This window comes from Streptomyces sp. NPDC059255, assembly GCF_042752355.1.
GTDB lineage: Bacteria > Actinomycetota > Actinomycetes > Streptomycetales > Streptomycetaceae > Streptomyces.
Genome location: NZ_JBHYZP010000018.1, coordinates 118,124 through 129,705, shown reverse-complemented (window position 1 = coordinate 129,705; position 11,582 = coordinate 118,124). Strand labels below are relative to the sequence as shown.

Sequence of the window (11,582 nt, the reverse complement as noted above, 5' to 3'; positions counted from 1 at the left end):
GTACGGGCCCGACGGGCGCCCCGCCCCCGGAACCGGGGGGGGGGGGGGGCGGCCCCCGCCGCGGCGGGGGGGCGGGGGCGGCGGCGGGGAGGCCGTGCGCGGACGGTGCCGCTCAGCCGGACACCTCGGCCGCGGCGTTCACGGCAGTCGCGGCATGCGCGCCGTTCACGGGGGTTGCCGCCTCGACCGGGACCCCCTCGCGCATGAGGCCGTCCAGATGCGGCAGATGATGGTCCATCCGCTCCCGCTTGGTCCGCAGATACGAGAGGTTCTCCTCCCGCGGCGGTATCAGCAGCGGAACCTGCTCGGCGACCTTGATGCCGTGCCGCAGCAACGCCTCGGTCTTGCGCGGGTTGTTCGAGAGCAGCCGTACCGAGAGCACCCCCAGGTCGTGCAGCATGTCCGCCGCCACCCGGTAGTCCCGGGCGTCGGCCGGCAGCCCGAGGGCGAGGTTCGCCTCCACGGTGTCCAGGCCCTCCGACTGGAGCTGCATCGCCCGCAACTTCGCCAACAGGCCTATCCCGCGCCCCTCGTGGCCCTGGAGGTAGAGGAGAACGCCCCGCCCCTCCCGCACGATGGCGTCCAGCGCCGCACCGAGCTGTTCCCCGCACTCGCAGTGCTTGGAGCCGAAGGCGTCCCCGGTCAGACACTCCGAATGCACACGGGTGAGGGCTCCGTCCCCCGCGACATCGCCGTATATCAGGGCTATTTGTTCATCCCCGCGATTACGGTCCAGGTAGCCGACTGCGAGAAAGTCTCCGTGCACGGTGGACAGCCGTACTTTCGCCGCTCGTTCGACACCTGATGAACGAGTACTTTCGAGGCACACGCCATCACTGTCTGTCATGCCCCAATCATATCCGCTGAACGGCCCGCCGGGTACGGGAAGAAAGGTAAAAGGGCATCAACCGACGGTCGCCTTCATCACGTTCGGACGATCACCGGGCCATTGCCGCGTAGTCTGCTCCCGACGATACGCACACGGAAAGAGAGGGCCGGAAAACATGAACGGTTCGGGAACGCCTCCGGTGACGGCCGGTCTGCTGCCCCGGGAGACCACGGAGGACGTACGGGCCGCGCGCCCCGCGGTCGCCGTCCTTCCCGTCGGCAGCTTCGAGCAACACGGCGCGTATCTCCCGCTGGTGACCGACACGGTCGTGGCGTGCGCCATCGCCCGGGAGATAGCCGCCGCGCACCCCGTGCACGCGCTCCCGCCGATCACCGTCTCCTGCTCGCACGAACACGCCGACTGGCCCGGGACCGTGAGCATTTCCGCCGCCACGCTCCATGCCGTCGTCCGTGACATTGCGGGATCCCTCCACCGGTCCGGAATAAAATCCCTGATTCTGGTGAACGCGCACGGCGGAAATTACGTACTGCGCAACGTCGTTCAAGAATCCGCCGGAAGCGGAACGCGCATGGCGCTTTTCCCCGGATCGGCCGACTGGGACGCGGCAAGGACCAGAGCGGGGGTCGAGACGTCTTCGCACAGCGATATGCACGCGGGGGAAGTCGAGACATCCATCCTGCTGCACGCGCATCCCGAACTCGTACGGCCCGGCTATGAGACCTCCGATTGCGTCGCCGACGACCGGAAGCATCTCCTCACACTCGGCATGGCCGCCTATACGGAGTCCGGCGTCATAGGCCGCCCTTCGCGGGCGTCCGCCGCGAAGGGAAAGGAACTGCTGGCCGGACTGGTCGATTCCTTCGGCGACTATCTCTCCCTCCTCACCCGCCAGGAGTCCCGATGACCGGCCACCGTCGCGCCGAGCCGTCCGCACCGCCGCCGCTCCCGGCGGAGCTGGACACCGACGAGGCGTGGGAACTGCTCCGTACCGTCAGGACCGCGGCGGACGCCGAGGCCGTCGGCCTCGTCGAGGACACCGACGGCGTACGGCGCTGGAACCGGGACACCACGCCCGGGGCCCGCGAACTGACCGACCGCTACCTCCCGCTGTGCCTGGCCGGACCGCGCCTCACCTTCGCCCAGCTCGGCCAGAGCCTGGACGGGTTCATCGCGACCCGCACGGGAGACGCCGACTACGTCACCGGCGAGGAGGACCGCCGTCATCTCCACCGCCTGCGCGCGCTCGCCGACGCGGTGGTCGTCGGGGCGGGGACGGCCGTCGCGGACGACCCCCAGCTCACCGTGCGCGCCTGCACCGGGGCCCACCCCGTACGGGTCGTCCTCGATCCGCACCGCCGGGTGCCGCCGCGTCGCAAGGTGTTCACCGACGGGTCAGCCCCCACCCTGTGGGTGGTGTGCGCCGGCGGCGAGCGCGGGCACACCCGCGCGGACGACGGCCTCGACGGCTCCGGTCCTGACGTGCTGACCCTTCCCGACCTCGCCGCGTTCGCCCCCGGCAACCTGGTGCGCGTACTGGCGCGCCGTGGCCTGGGCCGGGTGCTGGTCGAGGGCGGTGGCGTCACCGTCTCCCGCTTCCTGAGCGAACGGGCGCTGCACCGGCTCTACGTCACCGTCGCGCCGGTGCTGCTCGGCGACGGCGTCCCCGGGCTCCGCTTCGCCGGTACGCCGGTGATGCGCGACGCGCCGCGCCCCCCGGTCCGGCGCGCCGCCCTCGGCGAGGACACCCTCTTCGAGCTCGACCTGGGGACGCCGCACCCCGGCCCACCACTGGGCGGCGAGCACCCCGAGGCCGGGCAGGCTCGCGGCGAGCGAGAGGATCCCGTACACCACGGCGACGGCCAGCCCCTGGGCCGCGCCGAGCCCGGCGGCGCCGAAGGCCCAGGCGGTGGCGCCCTCCCGGGGACCCCAGCCGCCGACGTTCAGCGGTAGCGCCATCGCCAGCAGCGCCAGCACCATCAGGGGCAGCAGCTCGGCCGCGGGCGCCGTCACCCCCGCGGCCCGGGCGGCCAGCAGAAACGTGGCGAGGAACCCGGCCGGCACCACGACCGACGCCAGCGCCACCCCCGGCCAGCTCCGCCGCGCCAGCAGCCCGAGTCGCACCTCGGCGAGCGCCGTCCGCGCCGCGCGGCGCCGCCGCGAGACGGCGGGCGCCGCGCGCAGCCGCCGGGCGGCCCCCGCCACCAGCGCGGCGACCGCGAGCAGCACCGCCAGGGCGCCGGGCGTCGCGAGCGTCTCCAGGACGGCCCGGCGGGCCGCCGCCGGGGCCTCGGACGGCCACACCAGCAGCAGCGTCACACCGACCGTGACCAGCACGACCTGGCCCGCGACCCGTTCGAGGACGACCGCGCGGACGCCCCGGCCGACATCGCCGGTGCTCCGCCCGTGCCGTACCGCACGGTGCACATCGCCGAGGATCCCGCCGGGCAGCGCCGCGTTCAGGAACAGCGCCCGGTAGTAGTCCGCGACGGCCCGGCGCAGCGGCAGCCGGATGCCCAGACCGCGGGCGACCAGACACCAGCGCCAGGCGCTGAACACGGTGGTGAGCAGGCCGAGGCCGAGCGCCGCGAGCAGCGTGGGCCCGTCGATCCCGCGCACCCCGTCCAGCAGCGGCCCGGTGCCGAGCTGCCAGACCAGCACCCCGAGGATGGCCGCCCCGGCGACCATCCCCAGGGTCCGCCCCGCCCCGCCGCGCCGGCCGTCCCGCGCCGGCACGGGGCCCGCCGTACGGGCGGCCGATGTCCCGGGCGGGAGGTCCGGCGCGGACGGGAGGTCCGGCGCGGACGGGAGGTCCGGCGCGGGCGCCGTCACGCGGCGCCGCCCGTCCGGGGGAGCGCCAGCAGATCGCTGTGGTGCACGACCACCCGCAACGCGCCCGCCCCGCACTGCTCCAGACGGCGCCGCAGATACTCCTCGGCACGCGGCGCGAGCTCCGGCCGCTGCTCACAGGCCGCGCCGACCCAGCCCCGCAGCCACTCGGCCGTCAGCTCCCGGTCGGCCGCGCCGAGCCGCCACGGGCTGGCGTGCACCCGTACGGTCGCCCCGACCCGCGCGAAGGCCGCCGCGGCCACCGCGACGGCGTCCGGCCCCAGCAGGCTCCGGCCGTGATCGGCCCGCCGCTGGTGGGCGTTGAACGCCTCGGCCAGCTCCGTGTCGAGCGGCTCGGCCGGGCTCAGCTCGACCCGCCCCACCACGGAGAGCGCGAACAGCGCCGGGCAGCCGGCCCCGGCACACGCGGCGGCGAGCGCGTCCACCTCCTCCCGCGTGAGCACGTCCAGCAGCGCCGAGGCCGTCACCAGCGAGGCCCCCGCCAGCCCGTCCGCCGTCAGCTCCGCGAGGTCGCGGCGCTCGGTGGCGACCGTCACCCGGCTCCCGTCGGCGGAGGTACGGGGCGTCCGGACGGCGGCCAGTTCCAGCAGGTCCGGGTCGTGGTCGTGCAGGACCCAGTGCTGCGGTCCGGCCAGCCGGGGGGCCAGCCAGCGCCCCATGGAACCGGTACCGCACCCCAGGTCATGGACGACCAGGGGCCTTTCACGGTCCTCCGGGGACGCGGCGGCGCCGGCCAGCCGGCCGCGCAGCGCGTCGAGGAGTTCCGTCGCGCGCGCGGCCCCGTCGGGTCCCTCGCGCAACTCCAGCCACGCGGGGGCGTAGCGGGTCGCTTCCGAACGCGGAGCTTCTGAGGTGGTCACGCGGCCCTCCCGGTTTCCTGACGGAGCTGTTCCAGCGCACCGGCCAGCCTCCGTGATGTCGTCCCCCATCCGTCCAGCGCGGTGCGCCGCCCCCTCGCGGCGGCCGTCAGCGCCCGCCGCCTGCCCGGCTCCCCGAGCCAGCCCCGCAGCGCCGCCGTGAGCGCCGCCGGGTCGTCCGGCGGCACCAGCACACCGGGAACGGTGCCGTCCGGCGCCCGCCCGACGGCCTCGGGGAGCCCGCCCACGTCCGTCGCCAGTACGGGCACACCGCGCGCCAGCGCCTCGGTCACCGCCATGCCGTACGTCTCGGCGTCCGAGGCGAGCACCAGCAGATCGGCGGCGGCGTACCGCCCGGCCAGTTCGCCGCCGGCCAGCGGCCCGACCAGACGCACCCGGTCGCCCAGCCCGTGCTCCGCGATCAGCTCCCGCAGCCCCCTGACATACCCGGGGTCCTGGTCGAGGCCGCCCGCGCAGACACAGCTCCACGGCAGGTCGGCGAGGGCCGCCAGGGCCTCCACCAGCCGGTGCTGTCCCTTGCGCGGGGTGACCGCGGCCACGCACAGCAGCCGCGAGCCGTCCCCGGACCCGGTGGCCAGGGGCGCGATGTCGGCGCCCGGCGCGGCGACATGGACCCGCTCGGGGGCGAGCCCGTGGTGACGCACCAGCCGGCGCGCCGCCCAGTCGCTGGTGGCCACGACCGCGGGCACGGCGCGCAGCGTCCGGCGCTCGCGGTCGTCCAGCGCCGCCGCCATGGCGGGCGCGAGCCCCGTCTCGTCGGCCAGCGGCAGATGCACCAGCACCGCCAGCCGCAGCCGCGCGGCCTCCGGGGCGACGACCCCGGGCACACCGCACGCGACGATCCCGTCGAGCAGGACGACCGCGCCGTCCGCGAACGTCGCCAGCAGCCGGGCCAGTTCGGTACGGGCCGCCCCGTCGGGCCGCGGCCAGCCGCCCGCGACGGTGTGTTCGTGGACCCGCCAGCCCGTGCCGGGCAGCTCCCGGCAGAGCCGGCGGTCGTAGGTGTTGCCGCCGCTCGGCGCGGCCGGGTCGTCGACGCCGCCGGGCATGACGAGATGCACGGCCCGCGCGGACGGGGCGGCGGCGCCGGTCACAGGGCGCGCTCGTAACTCGCCCACGCGACATGCGACTCGTGCAGCGTGACCTGGATGGCGGCCAGCCCGCGGGCCCCCTCGCCGAGCGCCCCGGCGTGCACCCGGTCCGCGAGCCGGTCCGCGATGATCTTCGCCAGGACCTCGGTGGAGGTGTTGATCCCGGCCAGGTCGGGCTCCTCGTCGAGGTTGCGGTAGGTCAGCTCCCCGACCACACCGCCCAGTTCCCGGGTGGCCAGGCCGATGTCGACGACGATGCTGTCGGCGTCCAGCTCGGCGCGGCGGAAGGTGGCGTCCACGAGGAACGTCGCCCCGTGCAGGCGCTGCGCGGGTCCGAAGACCTCCCCGCGCAGGCTGTGGGCGATCATGATGTGGTCGCGGACGGTGATGCTGAACAACGGATGACCCTCCAGATACGGCACGTCTGGCCTCGCCTCCGGCATAGCGGGCCGGGGGCATGTTGTGTAGTACGGCCGATCCACTCGTCCTGTTCAGACGAATTCAAGCCACCCCCGCCCCCGTGTGCGGCCACATCCGGCCACCCGGGGCCGCCCCGTCAGCGGCTCACCGCGCCCGCCGTGTCCGGCCCGTACACCACCCGGTGGCAGAGCCCCGGCAGTTCGCCGGCGGCGATCCCCGGCAGCACCCGCGGCAGTTCCTCGAAGCCGCACTCACCGGTGATCAGCGCGTCGAAGGCGGGCTCCGCCAGCAGTTCCAGGGCGAGCGCGAGCCGGTCGGCGAAGCTCCGGCGGGCGCTGCGCGCCGGGGACACCGTGCCGACCTGGCTGCCGCGCAGGGTCAGCCGCCGCGAGTGGAACGCCTCGCCCAGCGGCAGCGTGACCCCCCGGTCGCCGTACCAGCTCAGCTCCACGACCGTGCCCTCCGGGGCGAGCAGTTCCAGCGAGCGCGCGAGCCCCGCCTCGGTGGCGCTCGCGTGGACGACCAGATCGCAGTCGCCCAGCGCCTCCCCGGGGAGCGCGAAACCGGCCCCGAGCGCCTCGGCGATCCCCGCCCGCGCGGGCTCGGCGTCGACCAACTGGACGCGGACGCCCGGGTAACGGGCGAGCAGTGCGGCGACGGAGCAGCCGATCATGCCGCCGCCGACCACGGCGATCCGGTCCCCGATCATCGGCGCCGCGTCCCACAGGGCGTTCACCGCGGTCTCCACCGTCCCGGCGAGAACGGCCCGCCCGGCGGGCACACCGTCCGGGACCGGGGTCACCGCGCTCGCCGGTACGACGTACCGCGTCTGGTGCGGGTAGAGGCAGAAGACCGTACGTCCCAGCAGTTCGGGCGGGCCCTCCTCGACCAGGCCCACGTTGAGGTAGCCGTACTTGACGGGCCCGGGGAACTCGCCGTCCTGGAACGGCGCCCGCATCGCGGTGTGCTGACTGTGCGGCACTCCGCCGCGGAAGACCAGGGTCTCCGTACCCCGGCTCACCCCGGAGCAGAGGGTACGCACCAGGACGTCGCCCTCGCCGGGCTCCGGCAGGGCGACCTCCCGTATCTCGCCGTGGCCGGGTGAGCGGAGCCAGAAGGCGCGTGCGGCGCGCTTCATCGATGTCCTCCTGAACGCTGGGGTGACGGATCACGTTCTTAGTTCACGAGGCCGCGCACGGTACGCGGCGCCAATCGACTCTGTCACACGGCCGGAGGGTGCAACGGTGGCCCTGAACGACACGTACCACCTGAACAAGTACCACCTGAACCACACGTACGACCTGTACGACCTGAACGAGACCCGCACCACCCGGCCGGCGCGCCGCACGGGGCTGCTCCGGCAGGAGACGGCCGCGGGAGCGGGTGCCCAGATCGTCCTGCTGGCCCTGCTCGGCGCGGTGACCGGTCTCGGCGCGGCCGGGTGGCTGGCGGGGCTGGTGTTCACGGCGGGCACCTGGGCCGCGCTCACCCACGCGCTCTCCCGGAGCCGGCCGGCGTCCTTCGGCCCGGCCAACGGCGTCACCCTCGCGCGGGCGACGCTGGTCGGCGGTGTGACCGCGCTGGTCGCGGACTCCCTCACCCGCCCGGCCCCCGTCACGCTCCTGGCCGCGCTCACCACGGTGGCGCTGGTCCTGGACGCGGTCGACGGCCAGGTGGCCCGGCGCACCGGCTGCGTCTCCTCCCTCGGGGCGCGCTTCGACATGGAGGTCGACGCCTTCCTGATCCTGGTGCTCAGCGCCTATGTCGCCCTCTCGCTGGGCCCGTGGGTGCTGCTGATCGGCGCGATGCGGTACGTCTTCGTCGCGGCGGCCCGGGTCCTGCCGTGGCTGAGCGGCGCGCTCCCGCCCAGCATGGCCCGCAAGACGGTGGCCGCGCTGCAGGGCATCGCCCTCCTGGTGGCGACCGCCGGAGTCCTTCCGTACCTGCCCGAACTCGCCGTGGTCCTGCTCGCGCTGGCGCTGCTGACCTGGTCCTTCGCCCGTGACATCGTCTGGCTGCGGCGGGCCGGCCGGGACCGCCGCCCCGCGGCCGCCCGGCCCGCCACCGCGCCGCGCGCCCTGGTGGCCGCCGCCCCGGCCACCCCGCCCGCGCCGAGAAACTGATTCCTGTCCTTGCCCGGTCAGTCGTCGTAGTGCAGTGTTCCGTCCTCGTCCATGGTCGGGTGCATCTTCATCGGCCCGTAGGCGTCCTGGTCCGAAGGGCGGGGCGGCTCCGGCCCGTCGGGGCCGGTGCGCAGCAGGCGCTCGATCCGGCAGACGCGGAAGAGCAGTTCGCCCACGCGTGCCTCGTTGGCGCGGCCGGCGGCCCTGAACTCCTCGGCGGCCCGCGCGTACGTGGCCTTCTCGTCGTCGTCGAACCCGTAGGCGTCGGGCCAGCTCCTGACCATGCCGCCGTACAGCGCCCGCCGCGCGTCGTGCGGGGTGGGCATGAGGCCGCCCCGTGGCCGCCAGCCGTTCTCGCCCTGCTCGGTCACCCCGAAGCCGACGGGCAGCAGGACGACTCCGGGGTGCGTGGTGACCGCGCGCTCCGAATGCCCGCGCACGTCGTCGGGGAAGCGCGGACCGGAGTACGCGAACTGCCCCAGCCCCAGCCGCAGGGCGGCCGCCGCCGGACCGGTGTCGGCGTGCCCGGGGTCCAGGACGAAGCCGGGGTCCGGCGACGGGGTGGTGTGCGCGCCGCTCCAGGACAGCTCGGCCGGCTCCCGGTCGGTGGGCCGCGGCGGCTCCAGTCCGTCCTCCCCGCTCCGGGCGAACTCGTCGCCCCGTACGACCCGGTAGCGCACCCCGAGGACCTCCAGCTCGTCGACCGGCTCGCGTTCGAGCACCGCGACCGCGGCCAGTAACTCGCGGCGCGCGGCCCGGTCGTCGGTGTCGTCCTTGGCCTTGAACCAGAGATGGGAGTGGAGCCCGTCCCGCGCCTGCTGCGGCGTCGGGTCGGTCACCCGCAGCAGCAGCCGCCAGTGGGGCCCGCTCCCGGGATCACACGCCGCCACACCGAAGACCGGCCCGCGGACGGCGAGATACGGGTACCGGAGGGACGCGTCGATGGCGTCGGCCTCGGCCACCCAGGCCGCGGGATCGTCACGCTCCACCAGTCCCGCGTGGAGCCGGTCCAACTGTCGCTTCCAGTCATCAGACATGCACACATTGTTGTGGCTCGGAAGGCGGCGCCGGACCGAAACCGTTCAACTCCCCGGGTTCTACCGGACGGAAACGTTCCGGAAAACACGGAAGACCCCTGACGTATCAGGGGTCTTCGCCGGTGTCCGAGGGGGGACTTGAACCCCCACGCCCGATAAAGGGCACTAGCACCTCAAGCTAGCGCGTCTGCCATTCCGCCACCCGGACAAGGTGTCCGCCGGTCGGCCCTGGGCCGTTCCGACGTGGAAAACCATAGCAAACATTCAGGGGTGCCCGATCACGCCCCGAACCGTATGACGGGCGTGTGACAGGCGGGGTCCGCCCTTGGGCGAGGGGGCCCGGCGCGGCAGGATGGGAGGACCACCAGCGAGGACCACCAGCAACGACCGTGGGAGTGAGCAGCGTGAGCGAGCCGAGCGCGGGCAGGACCGTATCGGGCGAGGACGAGGTCGTCGACCTCTGCCGGGACCTGATCCGGATCGACACCAGCAACTACGGGGACCACTCGGGTCCGGGGGAGCGGGCCGCCGCCGAGTACGTCGCGGAGAAGCTCGCCGAGGTGGGGCTCGAACCGAAGATCTTCGAGTCCCACCCGGGCCGCGCCTCCACCGTGGCCAGGATCGAGGGCGAGGACCCCTCCCGGCCCGCCCTGCTCATCCACGGCCACACCGACGTCGTGCCGGCCAACGCCGAGGACTGGACGTACGACCCGTTCGCGGGCGAGATCGCCGACGGCTGTGTGTGGGGCCGGGGCGCCGTCGACATGAAGGACATGGACGCGATGACCCTCGCGGTCGTCCGCGACCGGATGCGCAGCGGGCGCAAGCCCCCGCGCGACATCGTGCTGGCCTTCCTCGCCGACGAGGAGGCCGGCGGCACGTACGGCGCGCGGTACCTCGTCGACCACCACCCCGGCCTCTTCGAGGGCGTCACGGAGGCGATCAGCGAGGTCGGCGGGTTCTCCTTCACCGTCAACGAGAACCTGCGCCTCTACCTCGTCGAGACGGCCCAGAAGGGCATGCACTGGATGCGGCTGACCGTCGACGGCACCGCGGGCCACGGCTCGATGACCAACAACGACAACGCGATCACCGAGCTGTGCGAGGCTGTGGGCCGGCTCGGCAACCACCGGTGGCCGGTACGGGTGACCAAGACCGTACGGTCCTTCCTGGACGAGCTGTCCGACGCGCTCGGCACCCCGCTCGACCCGGAGGACATGGACGCCACGCTCGCCAAGCTCGGCGGCATCGCGAAGATGATCGGCGCCACACTGCGCAACTCCGCGGCCCCCACCATGCTCGGCGCCGGCTACAAGGTGAACGTCATCCCCGGTCAGGCCACCGCCCATGTCGACGGCCGGTTCCTGCCCGGGTACGAGGAGGAGTTCCTGGCGGACATCGACCGGATCCTCGGCCCGCGCGTCCGGCGCGAGGACGTGCACGGCGACAAGGCGCTGGAGACCAGCTTCGACGGCCGGCTGGTGGACGCCATGCAGACCGCGCTCTCGGCGGAGGACCCGATCGCGCGGGCCGTCCCGTACATGCTCTCCGGCGGCACCGACGCGAAGTCCTTCGACGACCTCGGGATCCGCGGCTTCGGCTTCGCGCCGCTCAAGCTGCCGCCGGAGCTGGACTTCGCCGGAATGTTCCACGGGGTGGACGAGCGGGTACCGGTGGACGGTCTGAAATTCGGTGTGCGCGTCCTCGACCGGTTCATCGACCAGAGCTGACCGGCCATACCGGGAATCGGCCATACGTGCGGCGTCGACTGAGAAGAGTGAATGCACTCATAGGCTCGTAGCCTCATTACTTCCCCTTCGTTACAGGTGTGCGGTCCGCGGCTGGGACCGCGTTTTGCCAACAAGGAGGAAGAATGATCAAGAAGGTCGTCGCTGCTGCGGCAGTCACTGGTGGTCTGGTGCTCGCGGGTGCGGGCGTGGCCGTCGCCGACGCGGGCGCGCAGGGTGCCGCCATCGGTTCCCCCGGTGTGCTCTCGGGCAACGTGGTGCAGGTTCCGATCCACCTTCCGGTGAACGTGTGCGGTAACACGGTCAACGTGATCGGGCTGCTGAACCCCACCTTCGGCAACACCTGCATCAACAAGTGACGTCGTCACTCTCACCCGTGAGGGTCTGAGCCCGAGGCCCTGCGGGAGAAGCAGCGCCGCCCGCCCCCCAGGGGAGCCGGGCGGGACTTCTCCCGCACGGCCGAGCGGCCCCGGAGCGCGGGCCCTGCGCGCCCGGGGCGCGGGGGCTCCGGCCCCCGCCCCGCGGGCCCGGGGGCGGGCCGGGTGGCCGAAGACCGGGGGGTTTTAAACAAATGACGCGGCCCACGAC

At 73.8% G+C, this 11,582-nt stretch carries 9 protein-coding genes, 1 tRNA gene and 3 pseudogenes; 5 read left to right on the top strand and 8 right to left on the bottom strand.

Going from position 1 to position 11,582, the window contains the following annotated elements:
* Positions 1 to 205 precede the first annotated feature (205 nt).
* Positions 206 to 847 (bottom strand): annotated as a pseudogene (gene ribA / locus ACFXKG_RS21895) (GTP cyclohydrolase II); the annotation flags it as partial.
* Positions 848 to 1,004: 157 nt separating this feature from the next.
* On the opposite strand from ribA, the gene ACFXKG_RS21890 reads away from it, so the two are divergent.
* Positions 1,005 to 1,754: a creatininase family protein gene (locus tag ACFXKG_RS21890; protein ID WP_384841436.1), complete on the top strand. Its 750-nt coding sequence runs from the start codon at positions 1,005 to 1,007 to the stop codon at positions 1,752 to 1,754.
* A pseudogene (locus tag ACFXKG_RS21885) lies at positions 1,751 to 2,449 on the top strand (RibD family protein); the annotation flags it as partial. The gene ACFXKG_RS21890 and the pseudogene ACFXKG_RS21885, both read left to right, overlap by 4 nt.
* A 171-nt stretch (positions 2,450 to 2,620) precedes the next feature.
* Here ACFXKG_RS21885 and ACFXKG_RS21880 read toward each other — a convergent pair.
* From ACFXKG_RS21880 to ACFXKG_RS21860, 5 genes and pseudogenes are all read right to left on the bottom strand, one after another.
* Positions 2,621 to 3,535, bottom strand: a pseudogene (locus ACFXKG_RS21880) (lysylphosphatidylglycerol synthase transmembrane domain-containing protein); the annotation flags it as partial.
* A gap of 140 nt (positions 3,536 to 3,675) precedes the next feature.
* Positions 3,676 to 4,626, bottom strand: a complete 951-nt coding sequence (locus ACFXKG_RS21875; protein ID WP_384841433.1) for an SAM-dependent methyltransferase — start codon at positions 4,624 to 4,626, stop codon at positions 3,676 to 3,678.
* The gene (locus tag ACFXKG_RS21870) at positions 4,554 to 5,624 is read right to left on the bottom strand and encodes a glycosyltransferase family 4 protein (RefSeq protein WP_384841572.1); all 1,071 of its coding nucleotides are present in this window, start codon (positions 5,622 to 5,624) and stop codon (positions 4,554 to 4,556) included. The genes ACFXKG_RS21875 and ACFXKG_RS21870 overlap by 73 nt, the downstream gene beginning before the upstream one ends.
* 41 nt (positions 5,625 to 5,665) lie before the next feature.
* Positions 5,666 to 6,064, bottom strand: coding sequence for a 6-pyruvoyl tetrahydropterin synthase family protein (locus ACFXKG_RS21865; protein ID WP_382887026.1), 399 nt, complete (start codon positions 6,062 to 6,064; stop codon positions 5,666 to 5,668).
* A 158-nt stretch (positions 6,065 to 6,222) separates the two neighbouring features.
* Positions 6,223 to 7,224, bottom strand: a complete 1,002-nt coding sequence (locus ACFXKG_RS21860) for a zinc-binding alcohol dehydrogenase (RefSeq protein WP_384841429.1) — start codon at positions 7,222 to 7,224, stop codon at positions 6,223 to 6,225.
* Between the two features lie 172 nt (positions 7,225 to 7,396).
* Here ACFXKG_RS21860 and ACFXKG_RS21855 point away from each other — a divergent pair, with 172 nt between their 5' ends.
* Entirely contained in the window at positions 7,397 to 8,209 is an 813-nt protein-coding gene (locus ACFXKG_RS21855; RefSeq protein WP_384841569.1) for a CDP-alcohol phosphatidyltransferase family protein, read from the top strand.
* 17 nt (positions 8,210 to 8,226) lie between these two features.
* Here the strand turns inward: ACFXKG_RS21855 and ACFXKG_RS21850 are convergent, their stop codons facing one another.
* A complete protein-coding gene (locus ACFXKG_RS21850) occupies positions 8,227 to 9,246 on the bottom strand; it encodes a DUF5954 family protein (protein WP_384841426.1) in 1,020 nt (339 codons plus the stop codon).
* A 123-nt stretch (positions 9,247 to 9,369) separates the two neighbouring features.
* Positions 9,370 to 9,454 (bottom strand) — tRNA-Leu (locus ACFXKG_RS21845).
* Between the two features lie 196 nt (positions 9,455 to 9,650).
* On the opposite strand from ACFXKG_RS21845, the gene ACFXKG_RS21840 reads away from it, so the two are divergent.
* The gene (locus ACFXKG_RS21840; protein ID WP_384841423.1) at positions 9,651 to 10,976 is read left to right on the top strand and encodes a M20/M25/M40 family metallo-hydrolase; all 1,326 of its coding nucleotides are present in this window, start codon (positions 9,651 to 9,653) and stop codon (positions 10,974 to 10,976) included.
* A 143-nt stretch (positions 10,977 to 11,119) separates the two neighbouring features.
* Positions 11,120 to 11,353: a chaplin gene (locus ACFXKG_RS21835; RefSeq protein WP_384841420.1), complete on the top strand. Its 234-nt coding sequence runs from the start codon at positions 11,120 to 11,122 to the stop codon at positions 11,351 to 11,353.
* Positions 11,354 to 11,582 lie beyond the last annotated feature (229 nt).